The sequence below is a fragment of the Bacillus sp. JH7 genome, assembly GCF_001563515.1.
Lineage (GTDB): Bacteria > Bacillota > Bacilli > Bacillales > Bacillaceae_G > Bacillus_A > Bacillus_A cereus.
The window spans coordinates 1,201,807-1,222,030 of the sequence record NZ_LPUS01000001.1; the positions used below are offsets into that span (position 1 = coordinate 1,201,807).

Below are 20,224 nucleotides of genomic sequence, written 5' to 3' on the forward strand. Positions count from 1 at the left end.
AGGCGGGATAGATTATATGAATAAAACAGTATTGCTTGTTGAAGATGAAAGAAGATTACGTGAAATTGTTAGTGATTATTTTCGTAATGAAGGCTTTGAAGTAATCGAAGCAGAAGATGGAAAAAAAGCGTTAGAGTTATTTGCAGAGCATGAAATTGATTTAATTATGTTAGATATTATGTTACCGGAAATAGATGGATGGTCTGTTTGTAGAAGAATTAGAAAAGAATCAGCAGTACCAATTATTATGTTGACAGCACGTTCGGATGAGGATGATACATTGCTAGGTTTCGAATTAGGTGCAGACGAGTATGTAACGAAACCATTTAGCCCGAAAGTATTAGTAGCTCGCGCAAAGACGTTATTGAAACGTGCGGATGGTGCGGTAGGAGTAGCGGAAGAAAATGCTATGTCTTTAGCTGGAATAGAAGTAAATCGTCTATCTAGAACTGTTTTAGTAGATGGAGAAGAAATTATATTGACACATAAAGAATTTGAACTTCTTGTGTATTTAATGGAGAACAAAGGAATCGTGTTATCACGTCAACATTTATTAGATCAGTTATGGGGATATGACTATTACGGTGATGACAGAACGGTTGATACCCATATTAAAAAACTTCGAAATAAGCTAGGAGATAAAGCGAAGCATATCGGTACTGTTATTCGAGTTGGTTATAAATTTGAAGAATAATCTAGAACGATTTGTGTAATTTAGCCTAGGGAAATGGCGATTTTATACTCTCTTTTGAAGGTAGAATGTACAAAAAATACTTTTTTTGTCTACAATGTTAGATAGGAGTATTTTTTTAATTAGATTTCACGATGAGTTCACAAGAAGGACACAAAACGTGACTATACTGAAAATACGAATTCACCAGAGAGGGGAAATAAAACATGGGATATTACGACGGACCAAATTTAAATGAAGAGCATAGTGAAACGAGAGAAGTGAGAAAATCAGGTAGTAAAAAAGGCTATTTCTTCACAGGTTTAGTGGGGGCTGTAGTCGGAGCGGTTTCGATTAGTTTTGCAGCACCATATATGCCATGGGCTCAAAATAATGGAGCGCCAGTATCATCATTTAGTTCGGATTCAAAAGTAGAAGGTACTGTAGTTCCTGTTGTAAATAAAGCGAAAAATGAAACTGATTTACCTGGTATGATTGAAGGGGCGAAAGATGTTGTTGTAGGTGTTATTAATATGCAACAAAGTGTTGATCCATTTGCAATGCAACCGACAGGTCAAGAACAACAAGCTGGTTCAGGATCAGGTGTTATTTATAAAAAAGCAGGGAATAAAGCATATATCGTAACAAACAACCACGTAGTAGATGGTGCAAATAAACTTGCTGTAAAACTAAGTGATGGTAAAAAGGTAGATGCAAAGTTAGTAGGGAAAGATCCTTGGTTAGACTTAGCTGTTGTTGAAATTGACGGGGCTAATGTGAATAAAGTTGCAACTTTAGGTGACTCAAGTAAAATCCGCGCGGGTGAAAAAGCAATTGCAATCGGTAACCCACTAGGTTTTGATGGAAGTGTAACGGAAGGTATAATCAGTAGTAAAGAACGTGAAATTCCAGTTGATATTGATGGCGATAAACGACCAGATTGGCAAGCACAAGTTATTCAAACAGATGCAGCGATTAACCCTGGTAACAGTGGTGGTGCATTATTTAACCAAAATGGTGAAATAATTGGGATTAATTCAAGTAAAATTGCACAACAAGAAGTTGAAGGAATTGGATTTGCTATTCCAATTAATATCGCAAAGCCAGTTATTGAATCACTTGAAAAAGACGGAGTAGTGAAACGTCCAGCGCTTGGAGTAGGTGTCGTTTCATTAGAAGATGTGCAAGCTTATGCAGTCAATCAATTGAAAGTACCGAAAGAAGTAACGAATGGTGTTGTATTAGGTAAAATTTACCCAATATCACCGGCTGAAAAAGCTGGTTTAGAGCAATATGATATTGTAGTAGCATTAGATAATCAAAAAGTAGAGAATGCGCTTCAATTCCGTAAATATTTATATGAAAAGAAAAAAGTAGGCGAGAAAGTAGAAGTTACATTCTACCGTAACGGTCAAAAAATGACGAAATCGGCTACTTTAGCAGATAATTCAGCTACAAAGAATCAATAATCGAAATAAAAGAAAGTCTCTTTCATATTGAAAGAGACTTTCTTTATCGGCTATACTAAAGGAATAGGAGGGATTAATTATGACAATTGAAAACCCAACTCGTACGGAAATTGGTGAAGTGTTAAAGAAAAGCAAAACAATTGCGGTTGTTGGATTATCAGATAAGCCAGAACGTACATCGTATATGGTTTCAAAAGCAATGCAAGATGCTGGATACCGCATTATTCCAGTTAATCCAACAGTAGATGAGGTGCTTGGAGAAAAGGCAGTTTCTTCACTAAAGGATATTAAGGAACACGTTGACATAGTAAATGTATTTCGTCGCTCAGAGTTTTTAATGGATGTTGCAAAAGAATTTGTAGAGATTGATGCAGATGTTTTTTGGGCACAATTAGGAGTACAAGATGAGGATACATACAAATTTTTAAAAGAAAAAGACTATACTGTAATAATGGATCGTTGTATTAAAGTAGAACATGCGATGACAAAATAGTATAGATTTAAAGGTAGAAAGATTGATTCAGCCCTCATTATAGATAAGTAGGGCCGATGAACGAGGTGTTCATCATGAGATTTTTTAAAGGCTGTTTTTGGGGGTTGTTATTTGTAATCCCATTTTGGATCTTGATCATTTGGATCATAATAAAGGTTTGGAATGTGTAATCTTGGAATACATATCCATTTCTCGTTGACAAACGATTATTTTTCTGAAATAGTAGCCTAGAGGAATCCTTGTGAGAAAACAAGGATTTTTCTATTGAAAATGGTATATAAAAGAGATAAGATAACTTGCCAAAACTATAGTCGAGGCGTTATTCTATAATAGAAACATATGTTCTGATTTTGGATTAGGAAAGGGGCAAGGAGTTTGGCGAAGCATCAGTTCCAATATAATGAAGATGCGATTCAAGTGTTAGAAGGACTTGAAGCCGTTCGAAAACGCCCGGGTATGTATATCGGGAGCACGGACAGCCGTGGATTGCATCATTTAGTATATGAAATAGTAGATAACTCCGTTGACGAAGCGTTAGCGGGATTTGGCGACGAAATTTCAGTCGTAATACATAAAGATAATAGTATTAGCGTTATAGATAAAGGGCGAGGAATGCCTACGGGAATGCATAAACTTGGGAAACCTACACCTGAAGTTATTTTAACTGTACTTCATGCCGGTGGTAAGTTTGGTCAAGGTGGTTACAAAACGAGTGGTGGTTTGCACGGTGTTGGGGCATCGGTTGTAAATGCCTTATCAGAATGGTTAGTCGTAACGATTAAGCGTGACGGAAATATTTACGAACAACGCTTTGAAAATGGCGGTGTTCCTGTAACGACGCTTGAGAAAATCGGGAAGACGAAAGAGTCTGGTACTACGATGCATTTCAAACCAGATACAACGATTTTCAGCACAACAAATTATAATTATGAAACATTATGTGAGAGATTACGTGAATCTGCATTCTTATTAAAAGGAATGAAAATCTCAATAAAAGATGAACGAAATGATTTAGAGGATGTATTTCATTATGAAACGGGAATTGAAGCTTTCGTTTCATATTTAAACGAAGAAAAAGATTCCATTCATCCAGTTGTATATTTCACTGGTGAACAAAATGGAATTGAAGCAGAACTAGCATTTCAATTTAACGATGGCTACTCAGAAAACATTTTATCGTTTGTAAATAACGTACGTACAAAAGATGGTGGAACACACGAAGCTGGATTTAAAACAGCGATGACGCGTGTGTTTAACGAGTATGCTCGTAAAGTAGCACTATTAAAAGAAAAAGATAAAAACTTAGAAGGCACAGATATTCGTGAAGGTGTAGCGGCTATCGTTTCGGTACGTGTACCAGAAGAAGTGCTTCAGTTTGAAGGGCAAACGAAAGGGAAACTAGGTACAAGTGAAGCGCGTTCTTCAATTGATGCCATTGTATCTGAGCATTTAGCATACTTTTTAGAAGAAAATCCTGATGTAGCTACACTTCTTGTGAGAAAAGCAATTAAAGCAGCACAAGCCCGTGAAGCAGCCCGTAAAGCAAGAGAAGAAGCGCGTAGTGGTAAGAAAAAGAAAAAATCAGAAGGTACGTTAAGCGGGAAATTAACACCTGCACAATCACGTAACCCGCAAAAAAATGAACTGTACCTAGTAGAGGGTGACTCTGCCGGTGGTTCTGCGAAACAAGGACGAGACCGACGTTTCCAGGCCGTATTACCGTTACGTGGTAAAGTAATTAATACAGAAAAAGCAAAGCTTGCTGATATCTTTAAAAATGAAGAGATTAATACAATCATTTATGCGATTGGCGGCGGTGTAGGAAATGAATTTGATGTTGAAGATATTAACTACGATAAAGTTGTAATTATGACCGATGCCGATACGGATGGGGCTCATATTCAAGTATTGTTATTAACGTTCTTCTACAGATATATGAAGCCACTTATCGAAGCTGGTAAAGTGTTTATCGCGCTTCCTCCTTTATACAAAGTAAGTAAAGGAAAAGGTAAGAGTGAGGTAATTGAATACGCTTGGTCAGACGAGGAATTAGACGGTGTAACGAAAAAAGTTGGAAAAGGCTATATGCTACAACGTTATAAAGGACTTGGTGAAATGAATGCGGATCAATTATGGGAAACAACAATGAATCCTGAAACGCGTACATTAATTCGCGTGAAAATTGATGATGCAGCAAGAGCAGAGCGTCGCGTTACAACATTAATGGGCGATAAAGTAGAACCGCGCCGTAAATGGATTGAACGTAATGTACAGTTTGGTATGCAAGAAGAAGGAAATATTTTAGAAAATGAAATGATTATGGAGACGGAGGTGGAATAACATGCAAGCAGAGAAGTTTCATGACCTCCCGCTTGAAGACGTGTTAGGTGATCGCTTTGCACGTTATAGTAAATATATTATTCAAGATCGTGCACTTCCAGATGCACGTGATGGCTTAAAGCCAGTACAAAGACGTATTTTATATTCTATGTATGTAGAAGGTAATGTACATGATAAAGCGTTTCGTAAATCAGCTAAAACAGTAGGTAATGTTATCGGTAATTATCATCCACATGGAGATTCCTCTGTATATGAAGCAATGGTACGCTTAAGCCAAACTTGGAAAGTACGTAATGTTTTAGTTGAAATGCATGGTAATAACGGTAGTGTTGATGGGGACCCAGCGGCAGCGATGCGTTATACGGAAGCTCGTTTATCACCAATCGCATCTGAATTATTACGTGATCTTGATAAAGAAACAGTTGAATTCGTGTCAAACTTTGATGATACGAGTGAAGAACCGGTTGTATTACCAGCAGCGTTCCCGAATTTATTAGTGAACGGATCTACAGGGATTTCCGCTGGTTATGCAACAGAAATTCCTCCGCATCATCTTGGAGAAGTTATTGATGCTACAATGATGCGTATTGATAAGCCAAATAGTACTGTTGATGATTTATTAACAGTTATGAAAGGACCAGATTTCCCAACAGGCGGTATTATTCAGGGGATTGATGGTATTAAAAAGGCGTATGAAACAGGTAAAGGTAAAATTATTATTCGCGGAAAAGCAGAAGTTGAAACAGTGCGCGGTGGGAAACAACAAATTGTAATCACTGAAATTCCTTACGAAGTGAATAAGGCAAATCTTGTAAAGAAAATGGATGAATTACGTCTAGATAAAAAGTTAGATGGTATTGCTGAAGTGCGTGATGAGACAGATCGTACTGGTTTACGAATTGTTGTTGAATTAAAGAAAGAAGCAAACGCCGAAGGTATTTTAAATTATTTATATAAAAATACAGATTTGCAAATTCCATATAACTTTAATATGGTAGCGATCAATAATCGTCGTCCAACACTTATGACATTACCGAAAATTTTAGATGCTTATATTGGACATCAAAAAGAGGTTATTACGAGACGTTCGCAATATGAATTAAGAAAAGCAGAAAATCGTCAACATATTGTAGAAGGTTTAAAGAAAGCATTATCGATTTTAGACCAAGTAATTGAAACAATTCGAGCTTCAAAAGATAAACGTAACGCGAAAGATAATTTAAGTGCAAAATTTGGCTTTACAGAAGCACAGGCAGAAGCAATTGTTTCCTTGCAATTATATCGCTTAACGAATACAGACATTACGGCGTTACAAGAAGAAGCAGATGAGCTTAATAAGAAAATTATTGAGCTACAGGCAATTTTACAAAGTGAAAAAAGATTACTTCAAGTAATTAAAACAGATTTAAAGAGAGTTAAGAAAACATATAGTGATGATCGACGCGCAATTATTGAAGATCAAATCGAGGAAATTAAAATCGATGTAGAAGTGATGATCCCACAAGAAGATGTCATCGTTACTGTAACGAAAGAAGGGTATGTGAAACGTACTGGATGGCGCTCACACAATGCCTCAAACGGCAAAGACTTCGGTATGAAAGAGGGTGACATCTTACTTGAACGATTCGATACGAATACGACAGAGACAGTCCTCTTATTTACGAATAAAGGAAACTATATATATCTGCCAGTATACGAAATGCCAGATATTCGTTGGAAAGATTTAGGTCAGCACGTTGCTAATATCGTTTCACTCGACCGGGATGAAACAATCATTTGGGCAACGGTTGTACCGAACTTTGAGGAAGAAAAACGATTTATCGTATTTGTAACAAGAAATGGTATGATAAAGAAAACAGAATTAAATCAATATAAAGTTCAGCGTTATTCAAGGGCATTCGTTGCTGTAAACTTGAAAAAAGATGATGAAGTTGTCGATATATTTGCGACAGATGGAACGAGTGATATCGTTCTTGCTACACACGGTGCATATGCACTTATTTTCCATGAAGATGAAGTAAGTCCAGTCGGTGTAAGAGCTGCTGGCGTGAAAGCAATTAATTTAAAAGAAGATGACTATGTCGCTTCTGGTAAACCGTTAAATGGTGACAAAGATCAACTTATTCTCGTAACACAGCGCGGTGCTGTAAAACGTCTAAAAGCATCAGAAATTGAAAAATCAACGAGGGCGAAACGAGGTCTTGTTATTTTCAAAGAATTAAAACGTAATCCGTACCGCATTGTCGGTATTGAAATTGTTCGGGACGATGAATTAGTTTACATGAAGACAGAGAAAAACATTGTAGAAGAGATTGATCCGAAAGCGTATCGAAATAAAGACCGGTATAGTAATGGTAGCCTAGTGCTAGATGTTAATGATACTGGTGAAGTAGTAGAAACGTGGACGAAGAAAAGACCAGAATAAAGAGGGCATCTTGCTATGAATAATAGCAAGATGCTTTTTTCTAGGCAATTTATTATGTAAATAATAATAATCTTGTTATAATAACTGAATGAAATCGTTCTCATAAAGTGAAACTTTAATCAATGGGGATTTTCTTTATCCACACTGATTATTAGTTGAACCAATCGGGCTTTAACAAGCAGTTGATTTCTCACCTAATTCCTTAGCTTTCGCTGAATTTTTGGTTAGGAATCTTACTGCCTGTTAAAGCGGGACAAATGGAGGGGCAACATGAAAAAAATAGGTGTAGGGATTGTAGGATTTGGTTTTTCTAGTACGACATTTCATATCCCACTATTACAAACGATAGAAGAATATGATATTCGTGCTGTATTATCCTCAAAAGAAGAGGTAGTAAAAGAAACATTACCAAATGCTAATGTTGTTAGTACAATTGATGAATTGGTTAAGCGAGCTGATGTTGACTTAGTTGTTATTACATCACCTAATACAACTCATTTTCCATATGTAAAAGAAGCAATTTTAAACGGTAAGCATGTTGTTGTAGAAAAACCATTTGTTGTCTCAATTGAAGAAGGGGAAAAGCTTATTTCATTAGCAGAGCAGCATAATATAATGTTAAGCGTATATCATAATCGTCGTTTTGATAATGATTTCTTAACAATTAAGAAATTGTTAGGAGAAAACAGAGTAGGGAATGTATACGCATATGAATCGAATTTTGATCGTTTCCGTCCACATGTACGTGATCGATGGAGAGAAAAAAATCTACCAGGCTCCGGTATATTATACGATTTAGGATCGCATTTAATTGACCAAGCGTTATCAATATTCGGGAAACCCGATGCGATAAGTGCAGATGTAATAAAACAAAGACCAGGTGCAGAGGTGGATGATTATTTCCACATAGTACTTCATTACGGAGTTAAACGTGTCATTTTACGTAGTAGCAGTTATGTGAAAAAAGCTGGACCGCATTTTATAGTGCATGGAGAGAAAGGTTCTATCGTGAAGTACGGTATGGATTCGCAGGAAGAGCAATTAAAAAATGGAATGAAGCCAGGTGATAACGGTTATGGAGTAGACGATGAAGAGAATTTTGCTACTTTAGAAACAGAAGAAAGCTTAGAGCGTATTCCAACAGAAGTCGGTTGTTATGACAATTATTATAAAGGTGTGCGAGATAGTATATTAAATGGTGAGAAACTACCTGTAACAGCAAAAGAAGGTTTAGATGTTATTAAACTGATTCAATTAGCGATTGAAAGCAGTGAAAAAGGTAGAGTCATTTCTATAAAATAAAAAGACACGAAATTCGTGTCTTTTTATTTTTGTGGAACAGAAAGACCATAGAAGAACATAGTGACTATATCTTGTATATGTTTTTCGCGATTTCCTTCAAGAAGTTGTGCTCCAAATTCATCACCTAATTTTGTAAACATTTGAATGTAAAGTAACATCATTTCTTTAGTAAGGTGTGGATTAATTTCGTTTTTGCGCTGAGCTCGTTCTAATATTTCTAAATACCAGGGTAGGATTTTTTCATTTTGATAACTATAAATAAACTTACGGAGTTCTTCGTCCCTTTGCATCATTTGTAGTAACATATCAGGTTGAAATAATCCGCCAGTATTCATTTTTCTTACAATCATTTTTTGCATCATATCATGAAAAGGTAATTTTTCTTCTGCAAGCTCTTTATAATATTGAAATTCAGATATGATAAATTCTTGTATAAGCTCCCTAAATAACGCATCTTTACTTCCGAAATGATTATAAATTGTAACTTGAGAAACGTTTGCTTCTTTTGCGATATGTTCTATTTTCACTTCATTAAATCCACGTTCTGAAAATAATAAGAATGCTGCTTCTTTAATGGCACGCTTTTTCTTTTCTTTTACTCTTTCAAAGCCGTTCAATGCAATCACCTCACTTAAAATATACAAGAAAAAATAATGGAAAACAATAATTTTGAAATATGGACTGATAAATATTTCAAAAAGTTGTTGCGAATATGAAAGATGAGGAGTACAATAATTTTGAAATATCACATATTAAATATTTCAAAAAATGAGGTGGAATTATGATTTCAGTTCAAGATGTCACAAAACAGTTTTCGAATGGAAAAGGTTTGTTTCATATTACATTTGATGTAAAAGAGGGAGAAGTATTTGGTTATTTAGGACCGAATGGTGCCGGAAAATCAACGACGATTCGTAATTTAATGGGATTTATAAAACCGACAGCTGGTAAAGCGACAATTTTTGGATTAGATTGTTGGAATGAAGCAGCGAAAATTCAAAGGGAAGTTGGTTATCTACCGGGTGAAATTTCTTTTATTGAAGGAATGAACGGATTAGAGTTTTTAAAATTAATGCAAGGAATGCGTGGATTAAAGGATACGAAAAGACGAGATGAACTGATAGAACGTCTGCAATTTGATGTGAAAACACCGATTCGCAAAATGTCTAAAGGAATGAAGCAAAAAGTAGGGATAGTCGCTGCATTTATGCACGATCCAGAGGTGTTAATTTTAGATGAACCAACATCTGGACTTGATCCACTTATGCAGCAAGTGTTTATAGATTTAATATTAGAGGAAAAGCAAAGAGGAAAAACAATTCTTATGTCTTCGCATATTTTCACTGAAATTGAGAGAACTTGTGACAGAGTAGCTATTATTAAAGATGGTCGACTCGTAACGGTTGAAAATATTCACGATTTACAAAGTATGAGAAGACAGGTGATAGATGTAACAGTATCATCACAAGAAGAGATTGAGTCTCTTACAAAGTGTAATTTGCAATTTGAAGCGGTAAAAGGCAGAGAGGCATCTATCATTGTACAAGGAAACTATCAAACTGTTTTACAAACACTTTCAAACTACAATGTAACGGCACTTCAAACGAGAGCGATGGATTTAGAACATTTATTTATGCATTATTACGATAAGAAAGAAGGGATAACGCATGAATAAGCAATTATTTTTAGCTAGTTTGAAAGAAACACAAAAAAGTATTTTGAGTTATGCGTCTGGTGCAGCTTTATATCTGTGGTTATTAATTTGGATATTCCCGTCAATGGTATCAGCGAAAGGGCTAAATGAATTAATAGGTGCCATGCCTGATAGTGTGAAAAAAATCGTTGGTATGGAAAGTCCGATTCAAAACGTAATGGATTTTCTAGCGGGCGAATACTATAGTCTATTATTTATTATCATTTTAACAATTTTTTGCGTAACAGTTGCGACACATTTAATTGCTCGTCATGTAGATAAAGGAGCAATGGCATACTTGCTAGCAACACCTGTATCTAGAGTGCAAATTGCTATTACACAGGCTACTGTTCTCATATTGGGACTTCTAATTATTGTATTTGTTACGTATGTAGCGGGTATAGTAGGTGCTGAATGGTTTTTAGAGGATAATAACTTAAATAAAGAATTATTTTTGAAGATAAATGTAGTCGGAGGGCTCATATTTTTAGTCGTTAGTGCCTATTCATTTTTCTTTTCTTGTATATGTAATGACGAAAGAAAAGCACTAAGTTATTCAGCGAGTTTAACTATCTTATTTTTCGTATTGGATATGGTAGGGAAGTTAAGTGATAAGTTAGAATGGATGAAAAACCTATCATTATTCACGCTGTTTCGTCCGAAAGAAATTGCTGAAGGATCATATAATATATGGCCGGTAAGTATAAGTTTAACTGCTGTAGCGCTTTGTATTTTTATCGTAGCGATTGTAGTATTTAGGAAGAGGGATTTACCGTTATAGAGTAGAAAGTCCACTGAGAAAGTGGGCTTTTTTTATTTGTAAATTTAAACTAGTATGTTTATTGCATCCTTATAAAGGATATTTATCTTTTTAATTAAAAAAATATTCAAAAAAGTGAACCTTTTTCTAGGTTCATACGTCTAATATATGTAAAGTTAAATTGGAAGTGATGAAGTGAGGATGAAACAGGAGGAGCGATTGTGAAAGTAATCCCTTTATATAAAATGATTATAAAAGAAGAAACGGATGTTTCTTTAGCGAAAAAAGGTGATCATGAAGCCTTTATAGCGCTTATACATACAGAAAAAGTGAAGATGTATCGAATAGCAAAGGCGATGTTACGTGATGAGACAAATATAGAGGATGCGATACAGACAACAATTTTAAAAGCCTATGAAAATATAAAAAAATTAAAAAAAGAAGAATTTTTTCAAACTTGGTTAATTCGAATACTAATAAATGAGTGTAACAATATTATTAGAGCGTATAAAAATGTAATTGTGACAGAAGAGAATGATTACAATATGAGTGCGTGTGATCAGTATGAAGATATAGATTTGTGTAATGCGATTCAATCGTTACATGAAGAATTAAGAGCTGTTACGGTGCTTTATTACTATGAAGACATGAATCAAGAGAGTATAGCAAAGCTGTTAGAAATACCGAAAGGAACAGTGAAATCAAGATTGTCACGCGCGAGGGAACAACTACAAAAACGATTAAAGATGGAATAGGGGGTGTAAAGGATGGATAATGAAAAATTATTTGATGAGAAATTAAAAAAGAGAATAAAAGATGAAAATGTTATAGTACCTCCAGAGTTAAATGAAAAAATTAATGGCACGCTACATAATCTTAAGGTAAAAAAGAAGAGTTACAAAATTCATATGATGATAATTAGTGCAGCGGTTTGTATACTTTCAGTGGTATCTATATCTGAGTTTTCTATACAAAGTTTTGCGCAAAATGGTGGAGTATTTGAATATGTAAAGAAAAAAGCGTTTTCTGATTATGAAAATGAAGAAGAAATAAAATCGAATGTACATTATCCAGATAAAGAAAAGATTCATCAAAAAATGCTAGATTCTATTGATTATTTTAAAAATATTTCAGGACAATTTGAGGAATATTCTAGCTCATCAAGAATTGCTACAACATATAAGTATGCGATTGATACGGAGAAACAAAGAGGTATCTCTTCGAAAGAAGATAAACTAGCGAAAAAACGAACAATTATATATAACGAGGGCAAGAAAAAAGAGTTTGATGATGAGAAGTATACCTATAAAGAGACAAAATGGAACCCGAAAGGAAGAAACAATGAACTATTAAAATTAAATCCTACGGAAAGGTTAGTGAGAAAATCAGATGAGAAAAAGAGATATGATGATGAATATGTAGGGCTAGCTAAATATAGTATTCAATCAGAATTCGCAGATTTGTTAATTCGATATAAAGATTGGAATTATAAAGAAACGAAATATCTTGGATTAGATTGTTACAAAATTGAAGGAGTTATCAACATAGAGGTGCCTGTTAGCACCTCTGAAGATTTAAGAGGGAAATTCGAAATGGTTGTGGAGAAAAATACAGGGATTATGTTGAAATTTCTTAGTTTTCAAGAAGGCTTGATTCAATATTCAGTTACGACTGAATGGATACAAATAGATAAGGGATTGAAAGAAAGTATGTTTCAAAAGGATAGCGCTAAATATGAAAAAATGAAAAACATATTGGGTGAATAGAAACAGGAGGAGAGTAAATGGGGAATCATTCATCTTTAAGAGAAGAGAAAAATAAGCAAAAATATAAAAAGAAAACGATAGTAAGTTTACTACTGGCGGTATTACTATTTGGTGGAATTGGCTATGGAGCCTATGTATATATGAAAACTTCTAGTCTCGTACAAAAATCTAATTTGAATTTAGCACGAGGCGAAAAATCCAATTTACGTGAGAAATCTGTAAAGCCAATTGCAAATCATGTTTCACTTTTAATTATGGGAATTGATGAAAATCAAGAACGACAAAAGGAATATAATGGTGCATTTCATACAGATGCATTATTGTTAGCGACTTTTAATAAAGACGATAAAACAGTGAAATTAACGAGCATACCGCGTGATACATATACATATGTTCCAGTTGAAAAGAAAAAAGATAAAATAACCCATGCATATGGAAGTGGTTTCGTTAAAAATGGTAAAGATGGAGGACCGCAAGCTTCTGTGGAAGCGGTAGAAAAATTGTTACAGGTGCCTGTTGATTATTTTGTGAAATTTAATTTTGGTTCCTTTACTAAAATTGTTGATGGGTTAGATGGTATTGAAGTGGATGTCCCAGTTGAATTTACGGAGCAAAATAGTAAAGATGAACCTGATGCGATTCATTTGAAAAAAGGATTACAAAAATTAAATGGGGAAGAAGCACTTGCACTAGCAAGAACGCGCCATATTGATAGTGATGCAATGAGAGGACAACGCCAACAACTTGTTATTGAAGCGATTTTAAGTAAATTAAAAAGTGTAGGATCGATTACGAAGTTAGAAAAAATAGTTGAGGCGGTTGATGGTGATTTTAAAACAAATTTAGTAATGGATGATATTTTATCTTTTTATAAATACGGTTTAAACGGTTCAGTTGAAAAAATACAATTAGCTGGTGATGATTTATACTTACCTAATGGCCCAAACGGGCAACGTGTATATTATTATAATCCTAATAAAAAAGATCTACAGAGTTTGAGTAATACTCTTAGAACACATCTAGGATTAAGTGAAAAGCAAATTGAGGAGAATTAAAGCAGACGAAATGTCTGCTTTTTTATTTTTGTAGAAAAGATGTTTTTAGATATATGCATTATTTATTAGAAATAATTAACAAGTATTCAAGCGGTAAATGAGATCGAAGTGATTAAAACAACGAATGTGTATGAATGCAAAATAAGGTTTGAACAACATATGGAATTTTTATGAATATTACTGTAAAAAAATAATTTTTTAAAAATTTTCAATAATAATACTTTACAAAAATTAAAAAATTAGTAGAATAAGAATTAGTAAGAATCGTCTGATAAATATATAGAGAAAAACAGAATTGTCAGAAAATTCTTTAATAGCTATCGTTAAGAATTAGGGAGGGTACAAAATGAAAAAGAAACAAATGAAAAAACTAACAGCAGTTGTAGCACCGGTTTTAGCAATGAGCATGGCGTTAACAGCATGTTCTACATCAGGTGGAGATAAAAAGACAAGCACAAACTCAAGTGGAGATAGCAAGTCAGAGGAAAAATTAGCGGCAAAACAAGTGTTGAATCGAACAGTAAACCAAGAGATTCCAACGATGGATTCTTCTAAATCAACAGATACAGTATCTTCACAAATGCTAGGGAATACGATGGAAGGATTATATCGTCTTGATAAAGATAATAAGCCTATTCCAGCTGCAGCAGAATCTAGCACGAAAAGTGAAGATGGTAAAAAATATACATTTAAACTACGTAAAGATGCAAAATGGTCAAATGGAGATCCAGTAACGGCGAAAGATTTCGTATACGCTTGGCAACGTCTATTAGATCCAAAAACAGCTGCTGAGTATGCATTTATCGCATTCCCGATTAAAAATGCAGAAGTAGTAAATAAAGGAGAAAAACCTGTAACTGAATTAGGAGTAAAAGCAGTAGATGATCTTACGCTTGAAGTTGAATTAGAGCAAGCGGTACCGTACTTCTTAAACTTAGTAGCATTCCCATCGTACTACCCATTAAATGAAAAATTCGTAAAAGAAAAAGGGGAGAAGTTCGGTATAGAGTCTGATACAACAGTTTATAATGGACCGTTCGTTCTTAAAGATTGGAAGCATGAACAAGGATGGCAATTAAAGAAAAATGATCAATATTGGGATAAAAAGACTGTAAAACTTGAAGAAGTTAACTTCAGTGTTGTTAAAGAACCAGCAACTCTTATCAATTTATATGATAGCGGTCAAGTTGACTTTGCTTTATTAACTGGAGAGTTCGTAGATAAATACAGAAATAAGAAAGATGAATTCGGAACATATTCACAAGTGAGTACGTATTTCATTCGTATGAACCAAAAACGTGATGGACAAGATACACCATTAAAGAGTAAAAAGTTACGTGAAGCAATTGCACTATCAGTTGATAAAAAGAATTTAGCAAACGTAATTTTAAATGATGGATCAAAAGAAGCTGACTTCTTAGTACCAAAAGGTTTAGCAACTGGACCAGACGGTAAAGACTTCCAAGAAACGTTTAAAAATGGTTTAAAACCAAATGCTAAAAAAGCTGCTGCAGCTTGGGAAGAAGCGAAAAAAGAGCTAGGTAAAGACCAAGTTACAATTGAATTCTTAAACTATGATACTGGTAATGCGAAAAAAGTTGGAGAATATATTAAGGACCAAATTGAGAAGAACTTAAAAGGTGTAACAGTTAATATTAAACTTCAGCCATTTAAGCAAAAACTAAAATTAGAAACTGAACAACAATATGATATTTCGTATGGCGGATGGAATCCGGATTATGCAGATCCAATGACGTTCTTAGATATGTTTGAGACTGGACATTCTCATAACCAAATGAGCTTCTCTGATCCTAAATATGACGGCATGGTGAAAAAAGCTGGAACGGAATTAATGAGCGATGCGAAAAAACGTTGGGAAGAGTTAGGAAAAGCTGAAAAAACATTACTTGAAGAAGATGTAGCGATTGTACCTTTATATCAACGAGGAGATTCTTATGTTTTACAACCAAATGTAAAGGGAGTAGTAAAACATAATATCAGTCCAGAATTTAGCTTTAAGTGGGCATATGTGACTGAAAAATAATAGAGTTGAAAAAGCATTTAAAAGTGGCTTAGCTACTTTTAAATGCTTTTTTTGTGAGCTTAAAATACTAATTTTTAGTGTGGTTAAATAGAGGCGAATAAGGTGTATAGTATGGTACATATAGTAGATGGGGGATAAATCCTACTAAAATAAAAAACAGAATATTTAAAATAAAACTATTTACAAATGCGAAAAAAAGAGTAGAATAACATTAGTTGTAATTTTCTGAAAAATAAATCTTTAGTAAGGGGTCTCTCAAGGATTGGTAATGTACATATAATTAGGGAGGGTATAAAAATGAAGAGAAAAAAGATGAAAAAGTTAACGGCAGTTGTAGTACCAGTTTTAGCGATGAGTGTTGCATTGGCAGCATGTTCTGGGTCAGGTGGGGAAAAGAAAACGACTACTACATCAAATAGTGGGGAAGAAAAAAAATCTGATATTAAATATGCAGCGAAACAAGTATTAAATCGTACGGAAAACCAAGAAATTCCGACGATGGATACTTCTAAATCTACTGATACATTAGGTTCGCAAATTTTAGGGAACACGATGGAAGGCCTATATCGCCTTGATAAAGATAATAAGCCAATTCCTGCTGCGGCAGAGTCTAGTACGAAAAGTGAAGATGGTAAAAAGTATACGTTTAAACTGCGAAAAGATGCAAAATGGTCAAATGGTGATCCTGTAACAGCGAAAGATTTCGTTTTTGCATGGAAGCGCTTACTTGATAAGAATACTGCGGCAGAATATGCATTTATTGCTTACTATATTAAAAATGCAGAAGCGATTAATAAAGGAGAAAAACCTGTAACTGAATTAGGAGCGAAGGCGGTAGATGATTACACGCTAGAAGTAGAATTAGAAAAACCGGTACCGTATTTCTTAAATTTATTAGCATTCCCATCATACTATCCATTAAATGAAAAATTCGTAAAAGAAAAAGGTGATAAGTACGGTTTAGAAGCAGATACAACTGTGTATAACGGTCCATTCGTTATGTCTTCATGGAAACATGAACAAGGTTGGCAGCTGAAGAAAAATGATAAGTACTGGGATAAAAAGACTGTGAAATTAGAAGAAATTAACTATAGTGTAGTAAAAGAGGTTGCAACGAAAGTAAACTTATATGATACAGGATCAATTGATTTTACATTACTATCAGGAGAGTTTGTAGATAAATATAAATCGAACAAAGAAGAATATGGTGAGTATGCGGAATCAAGTACATTCTTCTTACGTTTAAATCAAAAACGTAACGGACAAGATACGCCTTTAAAGAGCAAAAAACTTCGTGAAGCAATTGCATTATCAGTTGATAAAAAAGGATTGGCGAATGTAATTTTAAATAATGGATCAAAAGCAACAGATCAATTGGTTCCAAAAGGACTTGCGACAGGGCCAGATGGTAAAGATTATCAAGATACATTTAAAAATGGTCTGAAATATAATCCGAAAAAAGGAGCAGCAGCGTGGGAAGAAGCGAAAAAAGAACTTGGAAAAGATCAAGTTACAATTGAATTGCTAAGCTATGATGATGGAACTGCGAAAAAGATTGCTGACTATGTAAAAGATCAAATTGAGAAAAATTTAAAAGGTGTAACGATTAATACGAAAATTCAGCCGTTCAAACAAAAATTAAAATTAGAAACTGCGCAAGATTATGAAATTTCTTATGCGGGTTGGAGTCCAGACTATGCGGATCCAATGACATTTATTGATATGTTTGAATCGAAGAGCCCGTACAACCAAATGAGTTATTCAAATCCAAAATACGATGAAATGGTAGGAAAAGCAGGTAATGAATTAATGAGTGATGCGAAAAAACGCTGGGAAACGTTAGGGAAAGCTGAAAAATTATTCCTTGAAGAAGATGCAGGGTTAGTTCCTTTATATCAAACAGGAAGATCGTATGTAATGAAACCGAATGTAAAAGGAATTGTGAAACATAACATCAGTCCAGAATATAGCTTTAAGTGGGCGTATGTAACTGAGGATGGCGGAAAAAAATAAAGTGAAAGCATTTCAAAAGTGGCTGAGCTGCTTTTGAAATGCTTTTTAGTATGTATAAGGGAATAAATCTCGTTAGCCTATTGAGAATCGGGTAGGTAATTAGGAAGGTTCTATCGGAGGGATTTAGAGAGGTCAGTAAGTAGTAAGACAGATGATAGTAAGAGACCTCATGCTAATAAGAAAAATATAGAACGTAGTAATAGAGTGGAATAAGGGGAGGGATGTTTACATATAGTAGACGGGGATAATTCATATAGTAGTTAAAACAACAAGTTACTATAATAAAAAAATAAATATTTAGAAAATTTACAAAAATACTTTACAAAATTTTAAAAAATAGTAGAATATTAATTAATAAGAATTTTCTGATAACGAAAGTTAGTAGAGAAATTCTAAATGTTAATATCGTACATATAATTGGGGAGGGTACAAAAAATGAAGAGAAAAAAGATGAAAAAATTGACAGCGGTCGTAGCACCAGTTTTAGTAATGAGTATGGCATTAACAGCTTGCTCTGGATCAGGAGATAAAGAGAAGGCAAGCACAACACCGAAAAGTGGTGAAAAAGAAGGCGGAAAGCTAGCGGCGAAGCAAGTGCTTAATTTAACAGAGTCTCAAGAGATTCCATCTATGGACTCTGCTAAAGCGACAGACCAAGTATCGTTTCTTGCTTTAAATAACGTAATGGAAGGTTTATATCGACTTGATAAAGATAATAAGGCAGCTCCAGGGGTTGCTGAATCATATAAAAAGAGTGATGATGGTAAAAAGTATACATTTACATTAAATAAAAATGCAAAATGGTCAAATGGAGACCCTGTAACAGCGAAGGATTTCGTGTTTGCTTGGAAACGTGCGGTAGATAAAAATACAGCAGCGGAATATGCATACATTATGTTTGATTTAAAGAACGCAAAAGCAATTAATGATGGGAAAGCACCACTTGATACGTTAGGTGTAAAAGCTGTAGATGATTACACATTAGAGGTAGAATTAGAAAATCCAGTTCCTTACTTTGTAGAATTAACTTCATTCGGAACATTCTATCCGTTAAATGAAAAATTCGTAAAAGAAAAAGGTGAAAAATTTGGTTTAGAAGCAGATACAACGTTATACAACGGACCATTTACATTAACAGACTGGAAACATGAAGAAGGATGGAAATTAAAGAAAAATGCACAATATTGGGATAATAAAACAGTTAAGTTAGATGAAATCAACTTTAACGTAGTAAAAGATAGCGGTACACGTGTAAACTTATATGAAAGCGGACAAATCGATCGTGCGGGACTTACATCTGAAATGGTTGACAAATATAAATCAAATCCAGACTTTTATACACAAAAAACACCATCAACGTTCTTCTTACGTTTAAACCAAAAACGTGGTGGGCAAGATACAGTATTAAAGAACAAAGATTTACGTTTAGCGATTGCAAAGGCATATGATAAAAAAGGCTTAACGAACGTTATTTTAAATGACGGATCTACACCAGCAGATTACTTAGTACCAAAAGAATTTGCTAAGAGTCCAGATGGAAAAGACTTCCGTAAAGAAAATGGAGATATTTTAAAAACAGATGTGAAAAAAGCAAAAGAGCATTGGGAAAAAGCGAAAAAAGAACTTGGAAAAGAGCAAGTAACGATTGAGCTATTAAACTACGATAGCGATAATGCGAAGAAAGTAGGAGAATTCTTAAAAGGAGAACTTGAGAAAAACTTACCAGGGTTAACAGTGAACTTGAAAAATCAACCGTTTAAACAAAAATTAAAATTAGAATCAGATTTAGATTATGATTTATCTTACGCTGGTTGGGGCCCTGACTACTTAGATCCAATGACATTCATTGATATGTTCGTTACAAATGGTCCTCATAACCAAACTGGATATTCAAATCCAAAATATGATGAAATTGTAGAAAAAGGTAAAGGCGAGCTATTAACGAAAACGAAAGAACGTTGGGATAGCTTACTAAAAGCTGAGAAAATATTACTTGATGATGCTGTAATTGCACCATTATATCAACGTGGTGATGCTATCGTTCAAAGACAGAAAGTAAAAGGTATTGTTCACCATCCGGTTGGTGGAGACTACAGCTATAAATGGGCATATATTACAGAGGATAAGTAAGATGAGGGGCGTACAATACGCCCTTTTTTCTATGCACTTTTCTTCCGTGCTCGAATATATAAAA

The 20,224-nt window shown here is 34.4% G+C and carries 15 protein-coding genes; 14 read left to right on the forward strand and 1 reads right to left on the reverse strand.

Annotation, left to right across the window (positions count from 1 at the left end; translation table 11 throughout):
- The first annotated feature begins 16 nt into the window (after nt 1-16).
- The 6 genes from AU379_RS06335 (at nt 17) to AU379_RS06360 (ending at nt 8,699) form a co-directional block, all read left to right on the forward strand.
- On the forward strand, nt 17-694 hold the full coding sequence (locus AU379_RS06335) for a response regulator transcription factor (RefSeq protein WP_001044679.1): 678 nt from the start codon (nt 17-19) through the stop codon (nt 692-694).
- Nucleotides 695-897: 203 nt separating this feature from the next.
- On the forward strand, nt 898-2,139 hold the full coding sequence (locus tag AU379_RS06340) for a trypsin-like peptidase domain-containing protein (RefSeq protein ID WP_000542641.1): 1,242 nt from the start codon (nt 898-900) through the stop codon (nt 2,137-2,139).
- 79 nt (nt 2,140-2,218) lie between these two features.
- Nucleotides 2,219-2,632, forward strand: coding sequence for a CoA-binding protein (locus tag AU379_RS06345; protein ID WP_000151387.1), 414 nt, complete (start codon nt 2,219-2,221; stop codon nt 2,630-2,632).
- Nucleotides 2,633-3,007: 375 nt separating this feature from the next.
- Entirely contained in the window at nt 3,008-4,972 is a 1,965-nt protein-coding gene (gene parE / locus AU379_RS06350) for a DNA topoisomerase IV subunit B (RefSeq protein ID WP_001062202.1), read from the forward strand.
- Between the two features lies 1 nt (nt 4,973).
- A complete protein-coding gene (parC, locus tag AU379_RS06355) occupies nt 4,974-7,397 on the forward strand; it encodes a DNA topoisomerase IV subunit A (RefSeq protein ID WP_001147463.1) in 2,424 nt (807 codons plus the stop codon).
- A 270-nt stretch (nt 7,398-7,667) separates the two neighbouring features.
- The gene (locus AU379_RS06360; RefSeq protein WP_000719771.1) at nt 7,668-8,699 is read left to right on the forward strand and encodes an oxidoreductase; all 1,032 of its coding nucleotides are present in this window, start codon (nt 7,668-7,670) and stop codon (nt 8,697-8,699) included.
- 23 nt (nt 8,700-8,722) lie between these two features.
- Here the strand turns inward: AU379_RS06360 and AU379_RS06365 are convergent, their stop codons facing one another.
- Nucleotides 8,723-9,325, reverse strand: a complete 603-nt coding sequence (locus tag AU379_RS06365; protein ID WP_157462604.1) for a TetR/AcrR family transcriptional regulator — start codon at nt 9,323-9,325, stop codon at nt 8,723-8,725.
- 155 nt (nt 9,326-9,480) lie between these two features.
- Here AU379_RS06365 and AU379_RS06370 point away from each other — a divergent pair, with 155 nt between their 5' ends.
- From AU379_RS06370 to AU379_RS06405, 8 genes are all read left to right on the forward strand, one after another.
- Complete coding sequence (locus AU379_RS06370; RefSeq protein WP_000626568.1) at nt 9,481-10,374, forward strand: ABC transporter ATP-binding protein; 894 nt, start codon at nt 9,481-9,483, stop codon at nt 10,372-10,374.
- Nucleotides 10,367-11,173 (forward strand): ABC transporter permease subunit, encoded by an 807-nt coding sequence (locus tag AU379_RS06375; RefSeq protein WP_061139021.1) that lies wholly within the window; start codon nt 10,367-10,369, stop codon nt 11,171-11,173. The genes AU379_RS06370 and AU379_RS06375 overlap by 8 nt, the downstream gene beginning before the upstream one ends.
- A gap of 200 nt (nt 11,174-11,373) precedes the next feature.
- Nucleotides 11,374-11,907, forward strand: a complete 534-nt coding sequence (locus AU379_RS06380) for a sigma-70 family RNA polymerase sigma factor (RefSeq protein ID WP_000864723.1) — start codon at nt 11,374-11,376, stop codon at nt 11,905-11,907.
- A 12-nt stretch (nt 11,908-11,919) separates the two neighbouring features.
- Nucleotides 11,920-12,918 carry a hypothetical protein gene (locus AU379_RS06385; RefSeq protein ID WP_061139022.1) on the forward strand — a complete coding sequence of 333 codons (999 nt, stop codon included), beginning with the start codon at nt 11,920-11,922 and terminating at the stop codon, nt 12,916-12,918.
- 17 nt (nt 12,919-12,935) lie between these two features.
- The gene (locus AU379_RS06390; RefSeq protein ID WP_000526734.1) at nt 12,936-13,973 is read left to right on the forward strand and encodes an LCP family protein; all 1,038 of its coding nucleotides are present in this window, start codon (nt 12,936-12,938) and stop codon (nt 13,971-13,973) included.
- Nucleotides 13,974-14,319: 346 nt separating this feature from the next.
- Nucleotides 14,320-16,017: a peptide ABC transporter substrate-binding protein gene (locus AU379_RS06395; RefSeq protein ID WP_044584750.1), complete on the forward strand. Its 1,698-nt coding sequence runs from the start codon at nt 14,320-14,322 to the stop codon at nt 16,015-16,017.
- A gap of 297 nt (nt 16,018-16,314) precedes the next feature.
- The gene (locus AU379_RS06400) at nt 16,315-18,030 is read left to right on the forward strand and encodes a peptide ABC transporter substrate-binding protein (RefSeq protein WP_044584749.1); all 1,716 of its coding nucleotides are present in this window, start codon (nt 16,315-16,317) and stop codon (nt 18,028-18,030) included.
- Nucleotides 18,031-18,465: 435 nt separating this feature from the next.
- The gene (locus AU379_RS06405) at nt 18,466-20,160 is read left to right on the forward strand and encodes a peptide ABC transporter substrate-binding protein (protein ID WP_061139023.1); all 1,695 of its coding nucleotides are present in this window, start codon (nt 18,466-18,468) and stop codon (nt 20,158-20,160) included.
- Nucleotides 20,161-20,224 lie beyond the last annotated feature (64 nt).